Here is a 25,937-nt window from a genome sequence, read left to right as displayed (position 1 = left end):
CTCGCAAAATTTTCGAACCGTTTCGATCGACGGTCCATGTTCTGCTCTTTGCAGAACATGGACCGTCAATTTCTCGTTGCTGTCCTTTCTTCTTCGCTGCTTTGACTGCCTGATCTCAATCCTGCAACCTCGACCATCTGGCTCTGTAGCGCCCAGATGAACTACTTCATCAGACGGGGCCTTACCACACGGTCACGTCGATAATTCAACCGCCCCGCTCCATTCTGATCCGTTTGTAAAGCCACTTATTTTCGGGGCAGAGTGACCCTATCGCGGCGCTAGCATTCCCGTGCTAGACCGGGCGGTTCCGTCACGAGGAGGTTCTCATGCAGGAAGGTGATCCTGTTGCCCCGCAGACCAGCAGCACCGTTGACAAGGGGGATGCTGGCTACGACAAGGCTTTAAAAAACCGGCACCTGCAGATGATCGCCATCGGCGGCTCAATCGGCACTGGCCTGTTCCTAGGGACGGGTGGCCGCCTTGCCCAAGGCGGCGCCGGACTGGCGATCAGCTACGCCGTCTGCGGCATCTTCGCCTTCCTCATGGTGAGAGCCCTTGGAGAGATGGCTATTCGTCGGCCGTCCTCGGGTGCCTTCGTGTCTTACGCACGTGAGTTCATGGGTGAGAAAGGCGCCTACGTCACCGGATGGTTCTTCTTCCTCGACTGGTCAGTGACGGTGATGGCCGACATCACTGCGGTGGCACTGTACCTGCACTATTGGACGGCCTTGCGTGTCGTCCCGCAATGGGTGCTAGCGCTCATCGCCCTCGGCGTTGTGTTTACCCTCAACATGCTGAGCGTGAAGATGTTCGGCGAGGCCGAATTCTGGTTCGCTGCCATCAAGGTGACCGCGATCATCCTGTTCATGATCGCGGCCATCTGGGCCATCGTCACTGGCGCGCGGGTTGGTAACTACACCGCAGGTTTCCACAACATCGCCCAGCATGGTGGCTTCTTCCCCGCCGGGCTGGCACCGCTGTTTGCGCTCACTCTGGGAGTGATCTTCGCCTTTGGCGGCACCGAGATGGTCGGTGTGGCAGCAGGCGAAACTAAGGAAGCAAGCAAGATCTTGCCTAAGGCCATCAACTCGATGATCCTGCGTATCTTCGTCTTCTACGTCGGTTCGATCATCCTGATGGCACTGGTGCTGCCCTACACGGCTTATTCGACCAATGAATCCCCGTTCGTCACCTTCTTCACCGGAATCGGAATCCCCTATGCCGGCGACATCATCCAGGTGATCGTCCTGACGGCCGCCCTCAGCTCGCTCAATGCTGGCCTGTACTCGACCGGGCGCACCTTGAGGTCGCTGGCAGTTGCCGGCGAAGCGCCAAAAGCCGCTGCCAAGCTCAACCGTCACCACGTGCCTTCTGGCGGTATCGCTATGACCGCTGCCCTCGGCCTACTGGGCGTCGCCCTCAATGCCTTCCTTCCGGATAGCGCCTTCGAGATCGTCATGAATCTAGCCGGTATCGGCATTGCTGGCACGTGGGCGATGGTGCTGCTCTCCCATACCCGTTTCGTGAGCGCAGCCAAGTCGGGCAAGGAGAGCCGACCGGAATACCGCATGCCGGGCGCTCCGGTCACGAACTACATCTCGTTGGCCTTCCTACTGGTGGTCGTGCTGTCGAACCTCACCTCGGAATCGGGGCGCTGGACGCTAGCCCTCTTCGCTCTAGTCGCAATCGCAATGGTTGCTGGGTGGTACGCGGTGCGTAACAGCATCAAGCCTGATTTGCTCGACAACGTGGTTCCGAGCGAGGAGGGGATGTGAATCATGCGGACCCACATTCTCTACACCGGCGGAACCTTGGGAATGGTGCCCACTCCTAACGGCTTGGCTCCAGGTGCTGATCTGACGGGTTGGCTTAACCAGTTACTGTCCGGCACCGAACTCGCCGGAACCTTTGAGACCTTGAGCTTCGAGCATCTCATTGACTCGGCCAATGCCACTCCCGACGACTGGCACCGAATTGTCGACGATCTGTGGGAGCACCGCGACGACGCCGACGCCTTCGTCGTGCTTCATGGAACCGACACTTTGGCCTACACCTCAGCGGCGCTGTCCTACGCCCTCACGGAGTTCGGCAAACCGGTCGTCGTCACCGGGGCGCAATACTCGTTGGGAGTCGTGGGGACAGATGCTGCACCAAACGTCACTGGCGCGCTACGAGCGGCCACAAGCGGGCGGCTCAACGGGGTTGCGGTCTTCTTTGGTCACAAACTGCTGCGTGGCAATCGCGTCACAAAACTCTCCTCGTGGGCCTATAACGGATTCGACTCCCCCGCCGTCCCACAGCTAGCGCGCACCGGTGCACCATGGCAATGGGTCGAGAATGAGGCGACGGGCTGCGGCTGGCTCAACCCCGCCCCGTACCAGCGCCATGACGTCCTCATCGTTGATCTATCGCCGGGCATCAGCGCTCGACGTCTTCGAGCTGTCCTCGACCCCTTGCCCGAGGCCGTCATCTTGCGCGCATTCGGGGTCGGAAATATCCCCAGCGATGAGCCCGGCCTTGTCGACGCCATCCTCGATGTCATCTCCGCCGGCACCCCCGTTGTCGTCGCTTCCCAATGTATGCAAGCTGATGTCCAGTTGGGTCGATACCAGTCAAGTCACGCTCTCACCGAGGGCGGGGCTATCAGCGCCCATGACATGACGCTCGAAGCTCTCCACGCCAAGCTGATCTTTCTGCTCTCTCAAGGGTTGCGCGGCAAAGAACTGCGGCGCTGGATCGAGACTGACATCGCTGGTGAGATCAGCGTCTAATCGCCGCATTTTCTCACTAGCGTCCTAATATTGACGCACATTCGTCGCGAAGTGGCGGGAGATTTGCCGTTATCACTGGCTAATGGTCTGCCTGTCAACGATGATGGAGGCACGCTAACTGATCATGGGGTGCCGTCGCCGTACCCCGAGCTGGCCGACGAGGTGAGTTCGGCATTCACGTGAGGAGAGGCATTGATGGTCAACAAGAAGGTTCTGGTCTGCTGCGGCACCGGCATCGCCACCTCCGTCCAAGTGGCCAACAAGTTGCAGCGGATGCTGCGTGATCGCGACGTTACCGCGACGATGAAGGAATGCAAGACGGCCAACATCCCTGCTCAAATGGAGACTTTCCAGCCTGACGCCATCGTCGTCACCACCGCCATCACCCCTCTAGACGAGGGGATTAAGGTCTACCGAGGCACACCGCTGCTCACCGGAGTCGGCGCAGAAGAGCTTGCCGACCAGATCGCTAGCGACCTCAAAGCCTGACCGGTCTGTGGCTGTCGTTGCCGCAAGTGGCAGAGGCGAAGCGCTTCCTCGCTGACCACATGACCGTAAATGCACATAAGTGCACAAGCCTCCCAAACTTGGTTATCCCCCTCGAGCCGTCGGGCAGAATTACCTTATTGGACGCCAGGTAGCCGGGGCAGCGATGCCCCTCACTACCCGCCCCCATCACGACGGGTGGAGCGAGGTTCGTTCCCCCTTTGGATCAAGGGAGTCACACGATGGTCGACAAGAAGGTTTTGGTTTGCTGCGGCACTGGCATTGCCACCTCAGTTCAGGTTGCGAACAAGCTTGAGAAGATGCTGAAGGAGCGCGGCATCAATGCGTCCATGAAGGAATGCAGGGCCTTGGAAGTGCCTGCTCAGACTGCGTCTTTCCATCCTGATGCCATCGTTTCGACGACAATGGTGAAGTCCCCCGACGAAGGCATCAAAGTCTTCAAGGGGGTTGCCTTCCTTACCGGAGTCGGCGCCGACAAACTCGCCGACGAGATTGCCACCTACCTCAAGGACTGACCGATAACACGCTGGCGGAGCCCCACTCCCCACCACATCCGAGGATTCACCTGGTAGAAGGGATCCCCACCATGGATCACGTCACCACCGTTATTCAATATTTTCTGAGTCTAGGGGCCAGCGTCGTCCTTCCTATTATCATATTTTTATTGAGCCTGTTCTTCAGGATGAAGCTCAGCAAGGCCATCCGGGCTGCACTCACCATTGGTATCGGATTCATCGGAATCAATCTCGTCATTGGCCTTCTCACCGAGAGCCTCGGCCCAGCCGCCGAGGCGATGGTGCGTAATACCGGACTGGACCTTCCCATCATCGATGCCGGCTGGCCGGTGGCAGCAGCCATCTCCTTCGGAACGGCGAAAATCGTTCCATGGATCTTCATCCTTGCCATCGCCATCAACCTTGTCATGATCGCGTTAAAGTGGACCACCACACTCAACGTCGACATGTGGAACTTCTGGCATTTCATCTTCTCGGCAGCCTTTGTCTATATGGTGACGAAGAATTTCTGGCTCGGACTCACTGCAGGCGTTATTACCCTCATCGTCGTTCTCAAACTTGCTGATATCGTCGCCCCGATCATTCAGGATTACTACAAAATCCCTGGCGTCACGACGGCCCATACCGACACTGTGTCCTGGGCGCCGGTGGGGTGGACTATCAACAAGATCCTTGATCACGTACCCGGGTTCAAAAACAACAAGATGACCCCTGAGCACATCCAGGAAAAATACGGATCCTGGGCCGAGCCTATGGTTATGGGAACCCTGCTCGGCCTCGTCATAGGCGTTCTCGCCTATTATCCGCAGTTCACTGAGGCATGGGGAACTGCTATCAAGGACATCCTCATGGTCTCGATCTCCATGGGTGCCGTCATGCTCCTCCTACCCAGAATGGTCGGCCTACTCATGGAAGGCCTCATACCGTTATCTGACGCAGCCCAGGAATGGATCAAGGCGCGCTATCCAGATCGCGAACTTAACATTGGCCTAGATGCCGCTATCCTCGTCGGTTACCCGGCCAATATGTCAGTCGCCATCATCCTCGTACCGATCACCCTAGCTCTCGGCATTCTCATGAGCTACCTGCACCTCAACCAAATGCTCCCCTTCACCGACCTCGCCAATACCCCCTTCTTCGCAGTGTGGGCAACCACATGGTGCCGAGGAAATATCGCTCGCGGCACAGTGATTGGCTCCTTCTTCATTGCCTGCATGCTGACTATCGGAACTTTCATGGCCCCGACCACTACCGAGCTGGCCCGTCAGGCGAATTTCGCGATCCCAAATGGTGCTAGTCAAATTTCCGCCATCGACTCCGGTGCTCACCTGATTGCGTATTTCATAGCGTTCTTCTTCGTCTTCGGGCAGGCCAAGGCGTACGGCACCGCGTTTATCGTCTTTAGCATCTTCCTACTCGCCTTCGCCGTGCTGTGCTACGTCGCCTTCTTCGTCTACATCGCAAAGGGCAATACTCCCGGCATCACCGACCGCGAGACATATATGAGCGAGGAAGAACTCGCAGCCGAAAAAGAAGCAGCGGAAGCTGGATGGTGATCCACCATGGTTGAGTCCATGCTCGACGTAATTCTCGGCCGCTGGTGGCGCCTAGCCATCGGGGGGGTTTCAAGAGCACTTCCTATGGTTCATAGGGCCGCTACTCACGTGGATGGCAGTTATGATCATTGGCAATCGCGTCGTCAAAGATGCGGAGAAAGCTATGAGGTCCGAGCTCAACACATGGCCAAAGGCCCGTCGAGCAGGGCCTACCTTATTAGCCGACCACCTCACCCCTATCATCCGCACCCAGGCCGCCCGACATCGCTGGATGCCAGCCGCAAACGGCCTGTGGTTGAAGCGTTGCGATGCCGATGCTCTAGTTGCCTATATGACGCGGATGCCGAACTATTTCATCCGTTTCCGGGACGGCGTCTTAGGGATAGGCACCCGGTCGCGCAAACATTTCCCTGCCCGCTAACCGTGTCGACCGTCACATGCCGCCGATACGAAACTCCACCTGAAAAGGAACGTAAAACATGCCGACACCCCGTCTCATCGTGGCAGACGTGACGGCCACCACCCAGGATGACCTCTACACCCAGGTCAATGAGCGTCTCATCGCTGACAACATGGTGAAGTCCACCTTCCTCGACGCGGTAAGCGCGCGGGAGGAGAAATTCCCCACCGGGCTTGACTTCGGCTACGTGTCGATCGCTATTCCACACATCGACCCCGATCACGTCATCTCCCCGGGGCTACTGGTCTGCCGCAACAGTGCATCGACGATCTTTCATGCCATGGACGATCCCGAACGCAGCCTCGACGTTCAACTCAGCATCTGGCCCCTGGTCACTGACCCTGACAATCAAGTAGGCATGCTCGGGGCCGTCATCGCGCTCATCCAAGACGAGTCGTCGTACCACATTCTGCTGCACGGTGAGGGCGCGCAGGTCGCCGACAAACTCTCGCATGTCCTCGCAACGATAGAGAATTGATGGTCATAACATCCCCCTCGCCCACATTGACTTCACCACAGTCTGACGAGGCTATGGCTGAGATCAAAAACCGAATTACCGGGAGGCAGGTTCACTTCGATCCCGCGGATCGGGTAGGGGCCGCGAATGCTGTCCGCACGGCACACTAAGGTGGAACCATGACTGCAAAGCTCATCCTGCTCCGCCACGGCGAGAGCGAGTGGAACTCCAAGAATCTTTTCACCGGCTGGGTGGATGTCGATCTCAATGAGAAGGGCGAGGGCGAGGCTCGCCATGCCGCCGACCTACTCAAGCAGGAGGACCTCCTGCCCGATATCGTCCACACCTCACTGCTGCGTCGCGCCATCCATACCGCCTACCTAGCCCTTGACGGCTGTGATCGCCACTGGATTCCGGTGCGTCGCTCCTGGCGTCTCAACGAGCGCCACTACGGCGCACTGCAGGGCCTGAACAAGGCCGAAACCAAGGAGAAGTACGGCAACGACCAGTTCATGGCCTGGCGTCGCTCCTACGACGTTCGTCCGCCGGACCTTGACCATGACGGCGAATTCAGCCAGTTCAACGACCCGCGTTATGCCGACATCCCAGAGTCGGAGCGTCCGGTCGCCGAGTGCCTCAAGGACGTCGTGGCTCGCATGGTGCCGTACTTCACCTCCGACATTGCTACCGACCTCAAGGATGGCAAGACGGTGCTGGTGGCTGCTCACGGCAACTCCCTGCGCGCCCTCGTCAAGCACCTTGACGAGATTAGTGACGAGGACATCGCCGGCCTCAACATCCCGACCGGTATCCCGCTGCTCTACGAGCTTGACGACGACCTCAAGCCCGTAACTAAGGGTGGCCGCTACCTCGACCCTGAGGCTGCTGCTGCCGGCGCCAAGGCGGTCGCCAACCAGGGAAACAAGTGAGCCCTAACCTCAGCGACCACTGATGTCGCTTGACGTAATTCGACGGTGCCCCCAAACAATTGTTTGGGGGCACCGTCGAATTACGTAGGCCGCTAGCTAGGGATCAGGCGATAACGCCGAATTCATAACCCTGACTCTTGAGCCAGGCGAGGATGGATGGCATGGCCTCAGCTGTCATCTGCTTGCCGTACGTGTCGTGGTTGAGGATGACCACGACGTTCGGGTTATTGGACTCCTTGATGCTCTTCTTGACCATCTGGAGATATCCGGGAACAGTCGTGGGTCGCTGCGCGTCAGCGTCCCCACTCATGGCATTCCAATCGATCCAGCCGACCCCACGCTTGGCCAGTGCAGCGTCAGCCTGAGACAGGTTAGTCCAGGACATGTGGCCCCCCGGATGACGGAAGGCCGAAGAGAAGTAATTCGACCCGAGGATGGCGCGACTTTGAGCCATTGCCCAGTCCCAGTCGCATCCGATGTGCTTAGCCTTGTCCACAGCACTGCCGTGATACAAGTACTTGTAGTCGTGGGAATACGAGTGGATGGCCAGCGCATTGCCCATCTTAAGTGAGCGGCTCAGCATGTTCTTATTCACGTCACGCATTTGCGGAGGAATCATGAAGAAGGTGGCACGAGCACCTGCCTTCTTCAAATTATCCAGCTGCTCACCGGTGAACTTGGTCGTTGGACCGTCATCAAAAGTGACAAAGGCGATTTTCTTGTTCTTAGGCTGAGTGGCAGGCTTCTCTAACCACTGATTCACCACCGAGGCCGGGTAGACATATTTGTCGGCAGCCGTGCCGTGGTTCGTTCCCGCCTCCAGGCCGTCGATGTCCTTGACGACAGTCCCCGGAACCTTAAGTGGGGGGTAGTTCGACGGCGGCTCGGCGCAAGCGGGCTTGGTGACGGCTGCACCAACACCGAAGGTGCCGGCAGGCACCGGGCCGCTCGGCAGCCCGGCCGGCACGCTGGCTCCGCCGGAGCCCTTGGGCGTCGCGACGGGGCTCTTCGACGGCGACTGCTGCGAAGATGCTTGAGCGGAACTAGCACCCGACTTTGACGGGGAGTTAGCAGACTCCGGATCTCTACTCGCGCACCCGGCGATGGCCATTGAAACGGTAGTGACGAGAACAACAGCTCCAGCCATCGTTTTCTTGCGGAAGGCAAAAGCCATGTGACAAGACCTCACTGAGAATTATCAGCCGTGTATGACGGCACGTTAGTCAACTCAATTGTAGGTACTCAATACAAGGCATCCGAGCTGCGACACGACAAACCCCTCGTGCCGACTGGAAATGCTGACATGAGGAGTCGGTTGATCAGTACGCGCTCGGCCAGTCTTCGCCAGCAGGGCCCTCGCCAGTGACAATGTAGATGACACGGGACCCGACAGCCACAGCGTGATCGGCGATGCGCTCGTAGTAGCGGCCCAGCAAAGCCGTATCGACGGCGCTCTCCACCCCGTAAGTCCAGTCGTCGCCCAGTAGCAGACGGAACTGATCGCGTCGCAGATCATCCATCTTGGAGTCTTCAGACGCCAGAGACTCGGCGGCCTCCGCATCGCGATCGGCAAGAGTCTTCTCAGCCTTGCCGATCATGGAGTCGGCAATCTTCGACATCTCGACGAACTGGTCGGCGACCTGCGGAGGCACCGCAACCTCGGGGAACCGCAGGCGGGCGATCTTGGCGACGTGGGCAGCGAGGTCACCCATACGTGCAAGCTCGTAACACATCCGCAGCATCGCGACGATGGTACGCAACTCACCGGCCACCGGGGCCTGACGGGCAAGCAGATCAAAACAACGACGCTCGATCTCCTCGTTTAGGGCGTCGACTTTGGAATCGTCAGAGATGACGCGCTCAGCGGTGGTCAGATCCGCACCGATGAGAGCCGCCGTGGCATCTTTGACGGCAACCCGGACTAACTCCGCCATCGTCAGAATCCTGCCGCTGGTGGCATTGAGCTCATCGTGATAGCTCTCACGCATGCCGGTATCCTTCCGTAGTGGGGTCTTGCCAAGACTATCGACCCTGTCGACCGAGACATTTCTCCCGTGTGACACCACCGTGAACCTTAAGTGAACGGCCAATGACCTCCGCAGCCCTTTGTGACACGCGGGTGACGAGCCTGACGCCCATCCCCCTATTATGCGAACTGTGGGCATAGTTCTGTCAGCAATCATTGGTGCCGGCGTCGGCGCTGGGTTGACGGTCCTCATAAGCCGTGTAGTGGAGTCATCTCGTCATCCCGTAGACACCCTCGCCACCGACATCGAAGCTATTGAGGTCGATTCGACCCTCTCTCGGGCTCTCGACTTAGCCACCGAGGCAGCTGTCATCGTCGGACCTCATGACGAGGTCCTCCACACCACCGTGGGGGCGCGATCGATGGAACTCGTACGCGGTTCACGTATCGCTGATGAGGCTCTGCTCAATCTGGTGCGCACCGCCCGGCGCGAGGGCCGCGACATCGTCGACACCATGGCGATGAAACGGGCATCCACAGGGGCCGACCTCATCCTCACGGTGCGAGTCGGTCCCCTCGATGATCACGGCAATGCCATTATCGCTGCCAGTGACAGCTCGCGACACGTCAGGCTGGCCGAGACCCGCCGAGACTTCGTCGCCAATGTCTCTCATGAGTTGAAGACCCCCATCGGTGCTGTCTCCATCCTCGCCGAGGCCATCGCAGGTGCAGCTGACGATCCGGAGGCCGTCCGACATTTCTCCCAGCGGCTGACAGTAGAGTCCTCGCGGCTGTCTGCCCTCGTGACCCAGATCATCGACTTATCCCGACTACAAGCCGACCAGCCGCTACTGCGTGCTGAACCAGTAGCCGTCGCAGACGTTATTGACGAGGCCGTCTCGCGCCACCGGGAACAAGCTGCCAACCGAGAGGTGACGTTAGTGGTGCGCTGCGACGAGGACCTGTGGGTCCTTGGGGATCAAAGCCAGCTCACCGAGGCAGTCGCCAATCTTGTTCACAACGCCATCGTTTATTCCGAGCCAAAGGCCCGGGTCGCGGTCTCCGCCCGGCGCGTCCGTGACGTCGACACCGACGTCATCGTGATCGCTGTCGCCGACAATGGAATCGGTATTAGCGAGGCCGACCAAGAGCGTATCTTTGAACGATTTTACCGGGTGGACTACTCCCGTTCCAGGGAAAACGGTGGAACCGGCCTGGGATTGTCGCTAGTCAAGCACACCTCCCAGGCACACGGGGGATCGGTCGATGTGTGGAGCAAATTGGGCCAAGGATCCACGTTCACCCTTCGGCTTCCAACCCTCGACGTTGATCACCACAACGAATCCGAACAGGAGGAGTCATGACCCGCGTACTCATCATTGAGGACGAAGAGTCCTACCGTGAGGCCACCGCCTTCATGCTGCGCAAGGAGGGATTTGAGGTCACCACTGCCGCCAATGGCGCTGACGGTCTAGAAGCCTACTCGCGTAACGGTGCCGACATCGTGCTGCTCGACCTCATGATGCCGGGGATTCCGGGAACGGAGGTCTGCCGCCAGCTACGTCAGCGTGGCAATGTCGGGATCATCATGGTGACGGCCAGAGATTCGGAGATCGACAAAGTTGTCGGCCTGGAGCTCGGAGCCGACGACTACGTCACCAAGCCGTTTAGCCACCGGGAACTGGTAGCGCGCATCCGCGCTGTCACTCGTCGTGGCGGCCCCGAGATAGACGTCTCCCCCGATGTACTCGAAGAGAGCGGGGTAAGGATGGACGTCGAGCGTCACGAGGTCAGCGTCGAGGGGACGGTCGTGCGACTTGCCCTTAAAGAGTTCGACCTCCTTGAAGTGCTGCTACGCAATGCCGGACGTGTCATGACCCGGGCTTCTCTCATCGACCGGGTTTGGGGAGCCGACTATGTCGGCGACACTAAAACTCTTGACGTGCATATCAAGAGGCTGCGTGCGAAGATCGAGGACGATCCATCCCATCCGGTACGCATCACCACCGTCCGCGGACTGGGTTACAAGTTTCAGGCCTAAGGCAGCACCATATAGGCCACATCCAGAATGTATTCGGCTATCAGGACTGAGCCGACGGAACCCCTGAGGGAGCGTACTTCTTGAAGTCCGGATGAGTCGATGCCACAACCGGAGCATTCAAAGTAATCGGCGCTGAGTTCGCAAATTTGAGCGTCACTTTGGCTAACAGCCCATCCGACAGCCCTTTAGCGGGGGCCTGAAGATCAGACTGGGTAAGGTTGACCGATCTCTGAGCTGGAAGTTTGACGTCCACTGTCCTCACAGTGAAGGACCGCCCGGACAAGGAGTTATCTGATTTAAGCGGCTGCCCAGTAATCTCGACAAGCTTGTCGCTCTGTCGAGAAACAACTGCGGCGGACACCCGGGCCTGACCACCCCCATTAATGAGCACCAGATTCCGCACCTTGACGGTGCCGGACTCCCCACTGACACCAGCCGCCGGAGTGTAACTGGTGAGGACTTTGGGATCGGCACCACAAGCTGCCACACCAAGAACCCCGACGGCAGCAAGGACAGCAGCCGTCCGACGACAGTCGATCATCGTGGAATCTCCTCTTGCGGGGTGCATATCGTCGTTGAGTTTAGCTGAATCAGCACCCACAGGGGCCGCATCCACCGGGCCAGAGCAACTCATCCGCAGCACCACGGAACCTGGGTCCAGGTGTATATGACTCAACCGATGAGCCAGGCGCACCATAACACCATTAAGCACTTCCGCACGAAATTAGCATTGACTTCAGCAACTATTATGTGATAAAATTAACCCCCGAAAGGGGCCATACACATGACTTTCAATGTTGGTGAAACCGTTGTCTACCCAAATCATGGCGCTGCCGTGATCGAGGACATCGAGACTCGCACTATTAAAGGTGAAGAAAAGCTCTACCTCGTTCTGAGGATTCTCGGACAGAACGATTTGGTTGTGCGAGTGCCAGCCAGCAATCTTGACCTTGTCGGCGTTCGTGACGTCGTTGACGACGAAGGGCTCGAAAAGGTTTTCGAGGTCCTTCGTAAGACCAATGTTGAGGAACCGTCCAACTGGTCTCGTCGTTACAAGGCCAACCTTGAGAAGCTCCACTCTGGCAACGTTCTCAAGGTTGCCGAGGTCGTTCGTGACCTGTGGCGGCGCGAGCGCGACCGCGGCCTGTCAGCCGGCGAGAAGCGGATGCTCTCGAAGGCTCGTCAGATCCTGGTATCCGAGTTGGCCCTCGCCAAGAAGGTGACCGATGAACGGGCCGAAGAGATGCTCGACGAGGTTCTGGCTTCCTGATTCGCACTTACCGCGAAAACGGGGGTTCGCTCCAAGCGAGTGAGCCCCCGTTTCTCATGCCTTGAGGCTTGTCACGGGATCGTCAAGATTTCAGTGCTCCCGCAATCTCGTCTGCCAACTGCCCCTCATCAACACCGGTAAGGAACGCGACGCCGCGGAACATCTTGACGTTCTCGGTAGGCTGCTTCACTGCGGTCGTTGAGACGATCGCGTCAGGGTTGAGTTCCCCCACTACTCGCGGGACCTCCGCGACACGACAGTGCTCCATCCGAGCGTTGATCCCGCGCTCACGCAGCAACCGCTGAAGTTTGTTGGCGACCTGCACTGACGTCGCGATACCAGTGCCACAGCAGACCAGAATCTTCTTCTCGATCATGGTGACCACCCCTCCTCCGGGAAATCTCCTCGCCCCTTGGATGTGGTCTACCAAGGGATGTCCCCCACGATGTTAAACGCACCCCTTTTACCCGCTTCGGTGGGGGTTGATCCCCCGCGACCACGGTGCCTTGGGTAGCTATCCATAATGGTACCTTGCCGTCAAGAGCACAGCGTCCATCTCGAGGGAGTCCGCCATGGTGACTACGTCCAGCACAGTGTGGAATGCCGTGGTGCTCCGCACCGGCAAAAACGCTCAGGACATGTTAGATACTGGGGTCATCGTGCTGTTCGGAGAGCCCGTGCCCGATGCCTTATCTGATATCTGCGTGGTTCACAATCGCGGCGGTCGTTCCCCGCTGCCCCCTGAGCGCGACCTGCGCCCCGGAGATGTCTTTAATCTCGCCGGCGCTCGCTACACCATCGATGAGGTCGGAGAAGCCGCAACCTCCAACCTCGGCGATCTTGGCCACGTCGTGTTGTATTTCAACTCCCCTGACCAATCGCTCCTTGCTGGAGCTATCAAGATGTCCGGGCCACAGCCGCAGCTACCGGATCAGGGCGCTATCCTCACCTTTGAACCCGCGAGTAACAAGGGCTGACGCAATCGCCGCCACTCCCTCGCCACGTCCGGTAAATCCCAGGTGATCGGTCGTCGTCGCCGATACCGATACTGGCGCTCCGACGATTTCTGACAGGGTGGCTTCCGCTTCGGCCCTACGAGCGGCCATACGCGGTCTCTGCCCAATAACCTGCACCGCGGCGTTGTGGATGATCCATCCTTCACCAGCCACGAGAGCTACCACATGGCTCAGCAAGGCGGCCCCAGCCGCCCCAGCCCACTGCGGATCCGCCGTGCCGAATACTGAGCCAACGTCACCCAATGCGGTCGCCGATAGCAGCGCATCGCATATGGCGTGGCAGGCAACGTCACCGTCAGAATGACCGGCCAGCCCAACCCCCTCATCAGGGAAAGAAAGCCCGGCAACATGCATTGGCACGCCCTCGCTCAGCTGGTGAACATCCGTCCCAATCCCCGTCCGGATCTCCATCACCGTCGACTCCTGCGGCTCAATCTCCTAGCAATGGTGGACGGCTTGGCAGCACGCAGCATCCTGCCAACACGGCGTCCCGAATGATGCCCGGCCCCGGCAGCCGCCTTCGCAAAAACCTCTGCGATATCCAGATCAACCGGCTCAGTGATCTTGAGGGACATCCTGGAGCCCTCGATGAGGGTGGCATGGTGCCCGTACCGCTCACAACACGAAATATCGTCAGTAACCGAGCCGCCTTCCATAGACAGCTGCTCGTGACATTCAGTGACGATGGCACGTTTAAATCCCTGCGGAGTCTGAACGGCACGCAGGGTTGAACGGTCAATGACCGATGACGTGTCTCCGTCAACCTGACGTATGGTGTCGACCACATCGACCACTGGAGTCACAGCCACAGCGCCATTCGCGACGGCCGCGATGACATTCTCGACGACGTAAGCCGGCACCAGCGGACGCACTGCGTCGTGAATGAGCACCGTCGTGGCGTCGCTTAACCGATGATGCTGGGCAATAAATCTCAGCCCATTGCGTACCGAGTCCTGGCGTGTATCGCCCCCGGTAACGAGGTGAACCGGGATCGGAGATGCCGCCAGGGCTAGCTGCAGGTGGTTGTGCATGCCCTCATTCACCACGACGACGGCCTCGTCGCAACCGCCTGCGGCTAGGGATTCCACTGCGACGGCGACGACAGCCTTTCCGGTCAGCGACGTGACTTGTTTGGGAACAGGACCGCCGAATCGTGTCCCCAGACCGGCTGCGACGACAACCGCGACGACGGGCGGGGTGTGCTCATCAACCATGGTTCGCACTCTATCGGCCCCGACCCACCACTTCGTATCATCGCACCGTCGGCTATCGTCGACCCTGACATTCTTACCCCACCAAGGAGGCAATCATGCCGAGTCGCACCACGACCATCGCAGCCGAGAGCGGCCTGCACGCCCGTCCCGCGGCCATGTTCGTTCAGGCAGCGTCGAAGTCGGGCCTGGCCGTCAAGATCGGGCGCCCTGGCGAAGAGCCGGTGGATGCCCGCTCGATTCTGTCGGTCATGGGGCTCGGAGCCAAGCACGGCGAGACCGTCGAATTGACCGCAGAAGGTGACAACGCCGACGAGGTGCTCGACGCCCTCGTCGCGAACCTGCAGACCGACCCGGAGGCCTGACCCCATGCGGACCCTCTCGGGGCTCGGGGTTTCGGCAGGAGTCGGACAGGCCCATGCGCTTGTCGTCTCCCCCGCCCCCGGACTGCCCGCTTCAGATCCCAGCCACGGCGCAGAAGCAGATCTCGCCAAGGTTGAGGCCGCCCTCAGCAAGGTGGCTGATCGTCTCGACGAACGCTCCCTTCACGCCGATCCGTCGGCTCTTGCGGTACTGCAGGCCACTGCCATGATGGCTCGCGATCCCGGGTTGCTTAGCAGCGTCAAGTCCCACCTATCGGACGGACATGGCCCGGCCCACGCACTGTGGGCAGCCTTTGACGATTTCTGCGCTCAGCTGAGTGCAGCAGGTGGCTACCTTGCCGAACGCGTCACCGACTTACGCAACGTCCGCGATCGCGCGATCGCCGTCATGCAGGGATTGCCTGAGCCCGGCGTTCCCTCCTTTGATTCGCCAGTGATCCTCGTCGCGGAAGATCTTGCCCCGGCTGATACCGCGACCCTTAACCCAGAGCTGGTCCGTGGTCTCATCACTGCGGCCGGCGGCCCCACAAGCCATACCGCGATCCTGGCCTCCCAGATCGGCATACCGGCTGTGGTGAGGTGTAGCGAGGCTCGTGACATTGAAGACGGCACTGCGCTGGCCCTTGACGGCGTCACCGGCACGGTCCTTGTCGAGCCTACCGAAGCAGCCGTCGCCGAGCTCACCGAGCGCGCCAATCGTCGCGCCGAGGTGCTGGCCTCAGCCCCCGAAGGAGACGCCACGCTATCTGACGGCGAGCGCATCCTCGTACTCGCCAACATCGGCAACCCATCCGACGCCCCGACGGCAAAGAAGAAGGGCGCCGAGGGAGTTGGCCTGTTCCGCACCGAGTTTCTCTTCCTGGATCGCCAGGACGCGCCCACCGTTGCCGAGCAGACTGAGGCGTACGCCACCGTACTTAAGACCTTCGATGAGGGCGCCAAGGTTGTCTTCCGCACCCTGGACGCCGGAGCCGACAAGCCATTGGCCTTCGCTGACCTGGGCCCTGAGGAAAATCCGGCCCTGGGACGTCGCGGGCTGCGTCTGTCTCAGGTACGCACCGACCTCATCGACGCCCAGCTGGAGGCACTCGCCAAGGCTGCCGAGCAGACAGGTCGTGAGCCATATGTGATGGCCCCGATGGTCGCCACGAAGGCAGAAGCCGAGTGGTTCTCCTCTCGTGCCCGTGCCGCCGGTATCAAGACCGTGGGCATCATGGTCGAGGTGCCCTCAACGGCTCTGCGATCGTCTCAGGTATTGGAGCCGGTGGATTTTGCCTCCATCGGCACTAACGACCTCACCCAGTACGCGATGGCCGCTGACCGCCTGCAGGGCGAGTTGGCTGAGCTCTTGACGCCGTGGCAACCTGCCGTCATTCAGCTGATCAAGGCCACCTGTGACGGAGCTGGCGAGCGGCTTATCGGCGTGTGCGGAGAGGCTGCCGGTGATCCTCTGCTGGCTTTAGTTCTCGTGGGGATCGGGGTCCGTTCCCTCTCGATGGCCGCCGGCAAAATCACCGCCGTCAAGGCGGCCCTATCTCGCCATAGCTTAGAGCAGTGCCGCCAGATCGCCGACGCCGCTCTGGTCGCTTGCAGCCCGGAAGAGGCCCGCAAGGCAGCCCTGGAGCTGGCTGACCCGAGTGTCGAGGTTCTCGTCAGCTAACGCACGATCCCGAATCTGCCAAAGCCCCCTTTAAAGGGGGCTTTGGCATGCTCCGTGCGGGAGGACAATGGGTCTATGACTAAGACTGCAGTGGTCACAGGAGCAAGTTCAGGAATCGGCGCGGCCACAGCCCGCGCTCTAGCGCGCGATGGCTGGCACGTCATTTGTGCCGCCCGCCGAGCCGAACTCATCGAGCCGCTCTCCACCGAGATTGGGGGGCAAGCTGTGGTATGTGACGTTACGAGCACCGAGTCTGTCACCAAGCTTGTTAAGGCTGTCGGCGGTAAGGTGGATCTCCTGGTCAACAATGCTGGCGGTGCCGTCGGCCAGGAACCCGTCGCTGAAGCTGACCTCGATGCCTGGACGACGATGTACCAAACCAACGTGCTAGGCATGGGGCGGGTCACCAAGGCCCTCTTGCCCGCACTCGAAATTGCTGAAGGCACCATCATCACCATCACCTCCACCGCCGCTGAATGGGGCTACGAGGGCGGCGCCGGATACTGTGCCGCTAAGTCTGGCGAGAGAGCTGTCGTCGAGGCCCTGCGCCTAGAACTGTGCGGCCATCCGGTGCGAGTATGCGAGGTGAGCCCCGGCATGGTGCACACCGAGGAATTCTCCCTAGTACGTTTCCATGGCGACCAGGCCAAAGCCGACAAGGTCTACGAAGGGGTTGACTCTCCTCTCGTCGCCGCCGACATCGCCGAATGCGTGCGTTGGATCTCTGGGCTGCCTAGCCACGTCAACATTGATCGGATGATCGTTCGTCCTCGCGCCCAAGCGGCTCAGTACAAGGTGGCCCGCGAATCCTAAATTCCAGGGGGTTCCCTGCCCGTCAGTCCAGTTGCTGGACCTCCGCGGGCAGGTGGACGTTCTCGTCGGGCTCGGCTGTCTCGTCAACGCCTCGCGAAGAGACCTTGTCAAAGAGGATCTTGATGGTCTGGATCATGATCTTGACGTCCAGAACGAGGGAGTACTGCTTGATGTAGATGAGGTCGAAGTTGAGCTTGGCAGCGAAGTCTGAAGCGTACTTACCGTAGACCTGCGCGTACCCGGTAATGCCGGCACGCACGTTGTGTCGCAACGTATAGTGGGCGTTCTGTTCCTGGAATTGGTCGACGAAGAAGGGCCGTTCAGGGCGAGGGCCGACGATCGACATGTCGCCGATGAGCACATTGATGAGCTGCGGAATCTCGTCGATACGCAGGCTGCGCAGGTATTTGCCGACCGGGGTGACGCGCGGATCGTTGGTGGTGGCCAGCATGGGGCCGGATTCCTTCTCAGCCGTCACGCCCATGGAACGGAATTTGAGGATCTTGAACTCGCGCCCGTCCTTGGTGATGCGGGTCTGACGGTAGAAGATCGGGCCAGGAGAGCTGGCCTTCACCAAGATCGCGGTAACGAGCATGATCGGCGAAGCGACGACCAGGGCGATCAACGACAGCAAGATGTCAAAAGACCTCTTGACAATATCCATTTCTGCCGGAATCTTAAATGGACTCGCAGCAATGATCGTCTCATCCTCAATCGACATTATTGTCGGATTGATGAGCATCATATGCTCAAACGAGGTGGACATGAAGATTTCCTTGTCTTCGCTCAGTAGCAGGTCGTAAATAGCAACCCGCTCTGACGAAGGGATATCGTCAGATACGTGGGCGGTATCAAATTCGTCGATATGAGATCGAATCTGCTCCAGATAGTGGCCACGCACCACATGCGTAAGACGATGACGGGTCGCCTTATTAGCCATATAGTTCATGACAGCCCGGTTGAGCATCTCAGGTGGACCGAGCAGCATGACCCGCTTAGCCCCCCGAAAATGGCGATAGGCCACGATCTCGACACTGCGCCACACGAGGAGCAACACAATGCCGACCATCAGGTTAATGAGGAGAACTGAGCGCGGGAAAGCAAACCATCGCCCAAAGAAGGTCAACGCCATAATCACGATAGTCACCATGACCTGGTCGACGACCGTGATAATTCCTATGTCTAACAGCGTCTTGTTATATAGAACGTAAACACCAGACAAAACGTTGATAATAAGGAACGCAATGACCGACGCCGTAAGCGCGGCTTTTCCGTCGTCTAGGTTTCGCTGCGGAATGACCATTCCGAAACGCATCCAGAATGACAGAAAGATGCCGGCCACGAAGACGATGACGTCAACGAGGACCGTCACCAATTTCTGGGTGCGGTTGAAATAATCCTTCTTCACGTATTTCCTCCTCGGCCCTGTTGGGCACAGGGGCACAGGCTCACACTACCGGGCGAACGTGCAGCCCAACTTCGGGATCGACCAGTGGTTGCTGACTCGCCGCGATCCCGTCGACCTCCAGCTCCAGACCGACATCGACACCACGACGCACTAGAGCCAAACCGATCGGTCCGTCGACCTCATGGTTGGCGGACGACCCCATGGCCCCTACTCGACGTCCAGCAGCGTGAATGTCGGCACCGACCTCGGGAAGCTCAGCGCGGGAGCCGTCGAGCTGCAACAGAGTTAGCCGACGCGGCGGGCGCCCCAGGTTGTAAACCCGAGCAACCGTTTCCTGGCCGCGGTAGCACCCCTTATCTAGATGAGTGCCGTAGAGACCAATCTCGTTAGGGATGGTTCGATCGTCGGTATCCAACCCAATCCGCGGAATGCCGGCGGCAATCCGCAGCGCCTCCCAGGCCAGCACCCCGACCGGCTCGCCATCCCCAGGCACCTCGGTGTCAGCGGGCAGAATCACCTCGCGCCCACCGGCCACTTCCGAATCGAGGACCACGCCCTCAGGAACGGCGACTTCATGGCCGAACCATCGGACGGTCAGGTCCGGGCGCAGCGCAACTTGGACCCTCATCATGAAGCGCATTGAGTCTAGCCAGGCCGCCAGGTCGGCACCCCGACCCGGCTCCGTCCATGCCCAAAAGGTCTGGCCGTCATCGACGCCGTGCAAGACGTGCTCAACGTGGCCAGTCGGGGAAAGTACGAGGCTTGTCGTCGTGCGTCCCGGTTCAATGCCGTCAAGGAACTGCGAAGTCAAGGAGTGCAGCCAGCCCAGCCGATCGACGCCGGAAACCGCCAACACCTCACGATTAGGTAGCTCAACGCGCCCGCCCCCGCCAACCATCAGGCGCTGCTCAACGAGCGGGTTCCCAACGTGGGAGACCAGCCCGGCATCCGGACCGTCAGTTAGCACTACAGGATCGGACATCTCAGGACCTCTTGAGGCGAGCCCACATGTAGGGCTGTAAGGGGGCATCGACGGTGGCCCGGTCGAATGTCCACAGCAGATCACCTTCGACCTGACCATAAAGACGTTGCCCACCGGTATAGGGGACCAGAGCCTCCTCGGTACGAGCCACAGCATCGGTGACCAGTTCGATCTTGGCACCGTCAATAGTGCCGGTCCACACCTCAGCCCACCCCTCCGGGGCAGCCATCAACACATCGACCTTGCGGGTGTCGACGTTGGGACGCCAGAAACCGGTCTCCATGCGTAGCGGGGCGGCCGGGGTGCCTTCAGGATTCATGGTGAACGTCTGGCAGATGTAGTGCAAGTAGTCCCCGCCATTCTCGGTGAAGTCGACCTGGCACCCGAAACTAAACTCACCGTCATCTGGGGTGTTTCCGTGTCCCTCACCCTCCCAGTGGCCGATCATCCAGGCCAGGGGCATGAGATCACGATTCAGGTCATCAGGAATCTGAAAAGGCATGGGTCCTCGTGTCGTCGTAGATTTTCGGGAAAGCCGGAGCGATGGCCGTGCTCAACCTCGCCAAGCTGCGACCAGAACCCTAGTCAGAGCAACCAGCGGCAACACGGCGCCCACCACCGCAACAGTCACCAGAACCACGAGATCAGCCTCAGCCACACCACGATTCTACGGGGTCACCTGCGTAGACTCGATTCCATGCGGGTCGTCGTACAGAGAGCAACCAGTGCCGAGGTCGTCGTCGAGGGCCGGACGGTCGGGTCACTGACAACTCCCGGGCTAGTAGTGCTCGTCGGCGTGACCGGCACCGACACCGCAGCAGACGCCGAGAAACTCGCCGAAAAAATCTGGGGACTGCGCATCCTCGCGGACGAGAAATCTGCCAGCGACCTCGATGCCCCACTCCTCGTCGTCAGCCAGTTCACCCTCTACGCCAGCACCCGCAAAGGGCGCCGCCCGTCGTGGAGTGCCGCAGCCCCCGGCCCGGTGTCTGAGCCGCTGGTGGATCATTTCGTGGCCCATCTGCGCAGCTTGGGAGCGCACGTCGAGACCGGGATCTTCGGCGCCGATATGAAGGTGGGTTTAGTCAATGACGGCCCGATGACGATCCTCATCGACACCGATGACTGGCGCTGAACAATCCTCAGGATGCCTCGTACAACTGCACCGATGAGATAAGCACCGAGTCCCGAGTTGGCTCACCAACCAGACCCGGTTGGGTCGTCGCGATGATGGTGAGGGTGATGTCCCCGCTGACGGTGTGGGGAGGATCATGATCTTCTGAAAGTCTTGGTCGTCATCGGTGAAGTCCTGGTTGAACCAGGTCCCGTCAGGCATGGTCCAGCGCACCGTGCGCACCCGACGGTATTGCGGGTACAGGTCGACGTTGCCGAAGACCTTGGCATAGCCGTTGATCATCCCCACGCCAACAATCCGGGCGGGGTGGGTGAGGGTGAAGGTGATCTGTTGACCCTCACCCGAGCCGTTCCACCGCCACGCCGTCTGCGGCTTATCGTCGACAACGAACTTAGCGTCGTAGCGAACCAGTTCATGCTGAGAATCGACCGCGGGATCGGATACGCACGATGCTGTGGCCCTCACGCCGCTAATCGCCTTGACTCTCCCCTGGTATGGCATGTCTGCTGTGGAGGTGGGCGCCGGCGCCAAGGCTCTAGGAGGGACCCGCGCCGCGCCGGTACTGTCACGGGACTAGGTGATGAAGATACCTAGCACCAGTCCGACGACGAGCGCAGCCGCAACCACCAGGATGCAAATTGGGAAGTGCCGACGATGCGCGGATGCCGAGGCACCGGTAGCGAGGGCGTGACCAACCACCACGCTCGGCCCGGTTTCGTCGGTCAGGACGCGGATTGAGCCGCTGGTCGTTGAGGAAATCGGGCTCTCCTCAGAGCCGCCATGGCGAGAAGGTGGATCCTCACTGTCCGGGGTATCCTCAACGCTCTCCGCCGGGCAGGGTTCGTCCGGTCCGGGCTCTTCATCGTCCGGACGGAACCACTCGTCAGGCATTCTCGTCACGGCACCGATCGTAGTGCCGATATCGTGAGATGGCTCAGTCCCCCGTGGGATGATGGGATGCGACATCGTTAGCGACGCGATCGCGGACAACGCGATTTGACCGGGCATGGGAGGGCATCCGGATGGCACAACTGTCCTTGCTGGGTCCGCTGGACACCCCGCTGCCTCAGGCCCTGGAGCTGCTGCCTCACAGCATCGCCCGCTACGACGACCTGCAGGAGTGCATGTCTCATCTAGAGGGAGTCGACGTCGTGCTGGTCGACTGCCACGACGAACCGGCCAAAGCCCGCGAGGCGTGTCTTCGGCTGTCCTGTCACGAGAGGCAAGTGCCGGTCCTGCTGCTGGCCGGCCCCGACACTCTTTCGGTTATCAGCCCCGAGTGGGGAATGGACGATTTCCTGTGCGATTCGGCAACTCCGTCGGAGGCCGAGACTCGACTTCGCTGCTTGTCCACGGTACAAGTCACCAACCAACTTGTGGCAGGGCCATTCACCATCGACGAGGACGGGTACACAGCGAGTGTCGGAGACAAGGACCTTGACCTCACCTACACCGAGTTCGAGCTGCTGAAGTACCTCGTCGAACACCCCGGCAGAGTGCTCACCCGGGACCTCCTATTGTCAGACGTGTGGGGCTACGACTATTACGGAGGTACCCGGACCGTGGACGTCCACATCCGTCGCCTCCGCGCCAAGGTAGGCCCAGAGTACGAAGGCCACATCCAGACAGTGCGGTCGGTGGGCTACCGATTCCAGCCGGAACGTTAAATTCGCTCGGGCGGTACCGGCCGACATGGAAGTTGCACACCATGCCAGCGGGCTCCGTCCGATAGATTGAATGCAGCTGCGCCCACCCAATGGTGGGCGGACAAATCTCCAAGGAGTGTGTCCATGGCCAAGAAGCCCACCCCCGGGACCTCCCCGGCTTCTCCCGACGAGCTGCCGGAGGGCCGCTACAGCGATCGTGAACTGTCGTGGCTCGCTTTCAACGAACGGGTGCTGGATCTTGCACGGGACGTCGAGCGCATCCCTCTGCTCGAGAGAGCGAAGTTCCTGGCCATCTTCTCGTCCAACCTCGACGAGTTTTTCATGGTGCGAGTCGCCGGTCTCAAGCGTCGCATCGACGCTGGGGTTGCCGTGCCGTCCGTCGCCGGGATGCTACCCCGCGAGCTCCACGACGCCATTCTGGCCCGCACTCACGACCTGGTCGCCGAGCAGTCTCGGGTATTCGCTGAAGAGGTGCGACCCGGGCTGGCGGCTGAGGGCATTGAGATCCTGCGCTGGGCCGAGCTGTCCGATGACGAAAAGGGCCGCATGCGCTCCCTGTTCTCGGAGCGGATTTTCCCCATCCTCACCCCCTTAGCTGTCGACCCGTCCCATCCCTTCCCGTACATTCGCGGCCTGTCAATCAACCTGGCCGTCATGTTGGCGAATCCCATCACTGGTGCAGAGCAGTTCGCTCGAGTCAAAGTGCCGTCGGTGCTGCCCCGGCTGGTCAACCTGGGTGGGGGACGATTCCTTCCGCTAGAAGAAATCATCAGCCGTCACCTCGACCAGTTATTCACTGGTATGCACGTGCTGCAGCACACCACGTTCCGCGTCACTCGGAATGAGGACCTCGAGGTCGAGGAGGACGACGCCGAGAACCTGCTCTTCGCGTTGGAAAAGGAACTCCTGCGTCGCAAAGTAGGTCGTCCCCCGGTACGTCTAGAGGTACAAGACGACATCACCGAGGAAATGCTCGCCCTGCTCACCCGCGAGCTCGACATCAAAGACAAGGAGGTCTTCCGGCTTCCTGCCCCGTTGGACCTTACCGGCCTATTCTCCCTAGCCGACGTCGACCGCGACGATCTGTCATACCCGAACTTCCTACCCATCACACATCCGCATCTGGCGGAAGTGGAAACGGCCCGCCCGGCCGACATGTTCGCCGCAATCCGGCGGCGTGACGTTCTCGTCCACCACCCGTATGACTCCTTCGCCACCAGCGTTCAGAGGTTCATCGAGCAGGCCGCCGCCGACCCGCAGGTGCTGGCCATCAAGCAGACTCTCTACCGCACCTCAGGGGACTCCCCTATCATCGACGCCCTGGTTGACGCCGCCGAGGCTGGCAAGCAGGTACTGGCTGTCGTGGAGATCAAGGCCCGGTTCGACGAGCAGGCCAACATCACCTGGGCCCGGGTGCTGGAGCGTGCCGGCGTCCACGTTGTCTATGGCATGGTGGGCCTCAAAACCCACTGTAAATTGGCTTTGGCTATCCGTGACGAAGGCGAAGGGCTGCGACGTTACGCACACATCGGCACCGGTAATTACAACCCCAAGACCGCCCGCCAGTATGAGGATCTCGGGTTGTTGACGTCGAACCCGATCATCACCGAGGACGTCGCGCGGTTGTTCAATCATCTATCTGGAATGACGGTCGAAAAGCGTTACCGCCGTCTTCTGGTAGCTCCGGAAGGCATCCGTAGCGGCATCATCGACGCCATTGAGCGTGAGATCGAGAACAAGAAGGCTGGGTTACCTGCCGGAGTGCGAATCAAGGTCAACTCCATCGTCGATGAGCGCGTCATCGACGCCCTTTACCGTGCCTCCCGCGCCGGCGTTTCGGTGGACCTGTGGGTACGTGGTATTTGCTCCATCAGACCAGGGGTTCCTGGGCTCAGTGAGAACATCCGGGTCATCTCCATACTCGGGCGGTTCCTGGAGCACTCTCGCGTCTTCTGGTTCGCCAATGGTGGTCGTCCGATGGTGGCAATCGGCTCAGCTGATCTCATGCATCGCAACCTGGACCGCCGCGTTGAGGCCCTTGTTGGTTTGTCCAACAAGCAGCACGTGGCGGAGGTTGAAGAGATGTTCGACATGGCCTTCGACCCGGGTACGGTGTCGTGGCATCTACAGGACCGCACCTGGACCGAAACATCGCGCGGACCGGACGGCATCCCGCTGACTGACTTCCAGGAAGAACTCATCCGACGCACCCGCGACAGGAGGCGGTGAATCCGAGATGGGAGGACACAAGGGTCCTATCCAGGCGGCTGGCGCCGTCGTGCTACGCGACGTTGACGGTGGAGCTCGCGAGGTGCTCGTCGTCCATCGCCCCGATTACGACGACCTTTCCCTGCCCAAGGGAAAACTCGAGCCTAACGAGGATCTTCCCACCGCTGCAGTGCGCGAGGTCGCCGAGGAAACCGGCATCGATGTCCGACTGACGATGCCCCTGCAACCCATCGAGTACACCGTCAAATACTCCGCACGTACCGGCAAGCCAAAGTCGCGGGCCAAGGTCGTCTCCTGGTGGCTAGGGGTCGCCATCGGAGGGTCCGTTGAGAATGCAACGGCCAGCCTTGAGGAGATCGATGGCGCCTTTTGGATACCGATCGACCAAGCTCTTGAGCATCTCACCTATCCCACCGACGTCCAAGTGCTCGAGGAGGCTCTCGACGTGCCTGCGACGTCAACGGTCGTCCTGGTACGTCATGGCAAAGCTGTCTCCCGCAAAGAGTGGAACTCCCGTACCAGACACGGCAAAGACGCCACACGTCCGTTAGAAAGGCGGGGTCGCCGTCAGGCTAAGGCGTTGGTCGATTTGCTGAACGCTTTTGGCGTCACCCGTCTTGCGAGCTCATCATCGACGCGATGTATGCAAACCCTGCAGCCGTATGCCGACACCATTGAGGCCGAGATCACCGGACTCGACGCCCTAAGCGAGGAAACACATGAAGCGGACCCCCGCAAGACGGCGTCAGCCATGAGGAAAATTATTGGCCGCGCGCTGGCAGATCCCACCAAACCCATCGCCATTTGTGGTCATCGGCCTGTATTGCCGACGATGCGAGACGCCCTCGGCGGGGCGAACCACCCCATGTCAACTGCAGAATGCCTAATCGTTCACCTGGATGAAGCGGGGCGCACAATCTGCCAAGAATGGTACTCGTCACGGTACTGAACTAGCAGGTCG

The 25,937-nt window shown here is 60.0% G+C and carries 29 protein-coding genes and 2 pseudogenes; 21 read left to right on the top strand and 10 right to left on the bottom strand.

The window, feature by feature from the left end; genetic code table 11:
• The first annotated feature begins 326 nt into the window (after positions 1-326).
• From A5483_RS02050 to A5483_RS02015, 9 genes are all read left to right on the top strand, one after another.
• Positions 327-1,775: an amino acid permease gene (locus tag A5483_RS02050; protein ID WP_063810843.1), complete on the top strand. Its 1,449-nt coding sequence runs from the start codon at positions 327-329 to the stop codon at positions 1,773-1,775.
• The gene (locus A5483_RS02045; protein WP_193790423.1) at positions 1,776-2,771 is read left to right on the top strand and encodes an asparaginase; all 996 of its coding nucleotides are present in this window, start codon (positions 1,776-1,778) and stop codon (positions 2,769-2,771) included.
• A 30-nt stretch (positions 2,772-2,801) separates the two neighbouring features.
• The gene (locus tag A5483_RS12015; RefSeq protein WP_161485333.1) at positions 2,802-2,954 is read left to right on the top strand and encodes a hypothetical protein; all 153 of its coding nucleotides are present in this window, start codon (positions 2,802-2,804) and stop codon (positions 2,952-2,954) included.
• 12 nt (positions 2,955-2,966) lie between these two features.
• Entirely contained in the window at positions 2,967-3,260 is a 294-nt protein-coding gene (locus A5483_RS02040) for a PTS sugar transporter subunit IIB (protein ID WP_002549649.1), read from the top strand.
• A 239-nt stretch (positions 3,261-3,499) separates the two neighbouring features.
• On the top strand, positions 3,500-3,793 hold the full coding sequence (locus tag A5483_RS02035) for a PTS sugar transporter subunit IIB (protein WP_002549572.1): 294 nt from the start codon (positions 3,500-3,502) through the stop codon (positions 3,791-3,793).
• 71 nt (positions 3,794-3,864) lie between these two features.
• Entirely contained in the window at positions 3,865-5,349 is a 1,485-nt protein-coding gene (locus A5483_RS02030) for a PTS galactitol transporter subunit IIC (RefSeq protein ID WP_063810841.1), read from the top strand.
• A 121-nt stretch (positions 5,350-5,470) separates the two neighbouring features.
• Positions 5,471-5,770 carry a hypothetical protein gene (locus tag A5483_RS02025; protein WP_063810840.1) on the top strand — a complete coding sequence of 100 codons (300 nt, stop codon included), beginning with the start codon at positions 5,471-5,473 and terminating at the stop codon, positions 5,768-5,770.
• A gap of 58 nt (positions 5,771-5,828) precedes the next feature.
• On the top strand, positions 5,829-6,287 hold the full coding sequence (locus A5483_RS02020; protein WP_063810839.1) for a PTS sugar transporter subunit IIA: 459 nt from the start codon (positions 5,829-5,831) through the stop codon (positions 6,285-6,287).
• Between the two features lie 158 nt (positions 6,288-6,445).
• A complete protein-coding gene (locus tag A5483_RS02015) occupies positions 6,446-7,195 on the top strand; it encodes a phosphoglyceromutase (RefSeq protein ID WP_002549579.1) in 750 nt (249 codons plus the stop codon).
• 103 nt (positions 7,196-7,298) lie between these two features.
• Here A5483_RS02015 and A5483_RS02010 read toward each other — a convergent pair whose 3' ends face one another.
• Positions 7,299-8,135: a polysaccharide deacetylase family protein gene (locus A5483_RS02010; RefSeq protein WP_193790422.1), complete on the bottom strand. Its 837-nt coding sequence runs from the start codon at positions 8,133-8,135 to the stop codon at positions 7,299-7,301.
• A 46-nt stretch (positions 8,136-8,181) separates the two neighbouring features.
• On the opposite strand from A5483_RS02010, the pseudogene A5483_RS02005 reads away from it, so the two are divergent.
• Positions 8,182-8,373, top strand: a pseudogene (locus A5483_RS02005) (hypothetical protein).
• Positions 8,374-8,514: 141 nt separating this feature from the next.
• Here the strand turns inward: A5483_RS02005 and phoU are convergent.
• Positions 8,515-9,183: a phosphate signaling complex protein PhoU gene (gene phoU / locus A5483_RS02000; protein WP_002549706.1), complete on the bottom strand. Its 669-nt coding sequence runs from the start codon at positions 9,181-9,183 to the stop codon at positions 8,515-8,517.
• Between the two features lie 160 nt (positions 9,184-9,343).
• Between phoU and A5483_RS01995 the strand changes: the two genes are divergently transcribed.
• Together A5483_RS01995 and A5483_RS01990 are read left to right on the top strand one after the other, a co-directional pair.
• The gene (locus A5483_RS01995) at positions 9,344-10,525 is read left to right on the top strand and encodes a sensor histidine kinase (RefSeq protein WP_063810838.1); all 1,182 of its coding nucleotides are present in this window, start codon (positions 9,344-9,346) and stop codon (positions 10,523-10,525) included.
• Positions 10,522-11,202: a response regulator transcription factor gene (locus A5483_RS01990; protein ID WP_063810837.1), complete on the top strand. Its 681-nt coding sequence runs from the start codon at positions 10,522-10,524 to the stop codon at positions 11,200-11,202. The genes A5483_RS01995 and A5483_RS01990 overlap by 4 nt, the downstream gene beginning before the upstream one ends.
• A gap of 40 nt (positions 11,203-11,242) precedes the next feature.
• Here the strand turns inward: A5483_RS01990 and A5483_RS01985 are convergent, their stop codons facing one another.
• A complete protein-coding gene (locus tag A5483_RS01985) occupies positions 11,243-11,836 on the bottom strand; it encodes a hypothetical protein (RefSeq protein ID WP_082863974.1) in 594 nt (197 codons plus the stop codon).
• A gap of 150 nt (positions 11,837-11,986) precedes the next feature.
• Here A5483_RS01985 and A5483_RS01980 point away from each other — a divergent pair, with 150 nt between their 5' ends.
• Positions 11,987-12,472, top strand: coding sequence for a CarD family transcriptional regulator (locus tag A5483_RS01980; protein ID WP_002549548.1), 486 nt, complete (start codon positions 11,987-11,989; stop codon positions 12,470-12,472).
• Positions 12,473-12,554: 82 nt separating this feature from the next.
• On the opposite strand, the gene A5483_RS01975 is transcribed toward A5483_RS01980, so the two are convergent.
• Positions 12,555-12,848, bottom strand: a complete 294-nt coding sequence (locus A5483_RS01975; RefSeq protein ID WP_042842995.1) for a PTS sugar transporter subunit IIB — start codon at positions 12,846-12,848, stop codon at positions 12,555-12,557.
• Between the two features lie 196 nt (positions 12,849-13,044).
• On the opposite strand from A5483_RS01975, the gene A5483_RS01970 reads away from it, so the two are divergent.
• Positions 13,045-13,449 (top strand): PTS glucitol/sorbitol transporter subunit IIA, encoded by a 405-nt coding sequence (locus A5483_RS01970; RefSeq protein WP_063810836.1) that lies wholly within the window; start codon positions 13,045-13,047, stop codon positions 13,447-13,449.
• Here the strand turns inward: A5483_RS01970 and ispF are convergent.
• Together ispF and ispD are read right to left on the bottom strand one after the other, a co-directional pair.
• Positions 13,396-13,899 (bottom strand): 2-C-methyl-D-erythritol 2,4-cyclodiphosphate synthase, encoded by a 504-nt coding sequence (gene ispF, locus A5483_RS01965; protein WP_042842930.1) that lies wholly within the window; start codon positions 13,897-13,899, stop codon positions 13,396-13,398. The two genes, A5483_RS01970 and ispF, sit on opposite strands and share 54 nt — an antisense overlap.
• Positions 13,899-14,702 carry a 2-C-methyl-D-erythritol 4-phosphate cytidylyltransferase gene (gene ispD, locus A5483_RS01960; protein ID WP_063810959.1) on the bottom strand — a complete coding sequence of 268 codons (804 nt, stop codon included), beginning with the start codon at positions 14,700-14,702 and terminating at the stop codon, positions 13,899-13,901. Before ispD ends, ispF begins: the two co-directional genes overlap by 1 nt.
• A gap of 95 nt (positions 14,703-14,797) precedes the next feature.
• On the opposite strand from ispD, the gene A5483_RS01955 reads away from it, so the two are divergent.
• From A5483_RS01955 to A5483_RS01945, 3 genes are all read left to right on the top strand, one after another.
• Positions 14,798-15,064 carry an HPr family phosphocarrier protein gene (locus A5483_RS01955; protein WP_002513080.1) on the top strand — a complete coding sequence of 89 codons (267 nt, stop codon included), beginning with the start codon at positions 14,798-14,800 and terminating at the stop codon, positions 15,062-15,064.
• A gap of 4 nt (positions 15,065-15,068) precedes the next feature.
• The gene (gene ptsP, locus A5483_RS01950; RefSeq protein WP_002549597.1) at positions 15,069-16,742 is read left to right on the top strand and encodes a phosphoenolpyruvate--protein phosphotransferase; all 1,674 of its coding nucleotides are present in this window, start codon (positions 15,069-15,071) and stop codon (positions 16,740-16,742) included.
• A gap of 75 nt (positions 16,743-16,817) precedes the next feature.
• The gene (locus tag A5483_RS01945) at positions 16,818-17,555 is read left to right on the top strand and encodes an SDR family oxidoreductase (RefSeq protein WP_002549463.1); all 738 of its coding nucleotides are present in this window, start codon (positions 16,818-16,820) and stop codon (positions 17,553-17,555) included.
• Between the two features lie 22 nt (positions 17,556-17,577).
• Here the strand turns inward: A5483_RS01945 and A5483_RS01940 are convergent, their stop codons facing one another.
• Genes A5483_RS01940 through A5483_RS01930 form a run of 3 tightly spaced genes read right to left on the bottom strand, consistent with a single transcriptional unit; the run spans position 17,578 to position 20,447 of the window.
• Positions 17,578-18,963, bottom strand: a complete 1,386-nt coding sequence (locus A5483_RS01940) for a sugar transferase (protein WP_002549669.1) — start codon at positions 18,961-18,963, stop codon at positions 17,578-17,580.
• 40 nt (positions 18,964-19,003) lie between these two features.
• Positions 19,004-19,945 (bottom strand): CAF17-like 4Fe-4S cluster assembly/insertion protein YgfZ, encoded by a 942-nt coding sequence (ygfZ, locus tag A5483_RS01935; RefSeq protein WP_063810835.1) that lies wholly within the window; start codon positions 19,943-19,945, stop codon positions 19,004-19,006.
• Between the two features lies 1 nt (position 19,946).
• Positions 19,947-20,447: a nitrobindin family protein gene (locus A5483_RS01930; protein ID WP_063810834.1), complete on the bottom strand. Its 501-nt coding sequence runs from the start codon at positions 20,445-20,447 to the stop codon at positions 19,947-19,949.
• A 195-nt stretch (positions 20,448-20,642) separates the two neighbouring features.
• Here A5483_RS01930 and dtd point away from each other — a divergent pair, with 195 nt between their 5' ends.
• Positions 20,643-21,080 (top strand): D-aminoacyl-tRNA deacylase, encoded by a 438-nt coding sequence (gene dtd, locus A5483_RS01925; protein WP_063810833.1) that lies wholly within the window; start codon positions 20,643-20,645, stop codon positions 21,078-21,080.
• A gap of 7 nt (positions 21,081-21,087) precedes the next feature.
• Here dtd and A5483_RS01920 read toward each other — a convergent pair.
• Positions 21,088-21,971, bottom strand: a pseudogene (locus A5483_RS01920) (NADase-type glycan-binding domain-containing protein).
• A gap of 131 nt (positions 21,972-22,102) precedes the next feature.
• Between A5483_RS01920 and A5483_RS01915 the strand changes: the two are divergent.
• From A5483_RS01915 to A5483_RS01905, 3 genes are all read left to right on the top strand, one after another.
• A complete protein-coding gene (locus tag A5483_RS01915; protein ID WP_002549448.1) occupies positions 22,103-22,747 on the top strand; it encodes a winged helix-turn-helix transcriptional regulator in 645 nt (214 codons plus the stop codon).
• 123 nt (positions 22,748-22,870) lie between these two features.
• On the top strand, positions 22,871-24,976 hold the full coding sequence (locus tag A5483_RS01910) for an RNA degradosome polyphosphate kinase (protein ID WP_002549503.1): 2,106 nt from the start codon (positions 22,871-22,873) through the stop codon (positions 24,974-24,976).
• A gap of 7 nt (positions 24,977-24,983) precedes the next feature.
• On the top strand, positions 24,984-25,925 hold the full coding sequence (locus A5483_RS01905) for an NUDIX hydrolase (protein WP_063810832.1): 942 nt from the start codon (positions 24,984-24,986) through the stop codon (positions 25,923-25,925).
• The last annotated feature ends 12 nt before the right edge of the window (positions 25,926-25,937 follow it).

The sequence above is a fragment of the Cutibacterium namnetense genome (assembly GCF_001642025.1).
GTDB lineage: Bacteria > Actinomycetota > Actinomycetes > Propionibacteriales > Propionibacteriaceae > Cutibacterium > Cutibacterium namnetense.
Note: the sequence above shows the minus strand (reverse complement) of the source record. Positions and strands in the feature narration are given on the sequence as shown.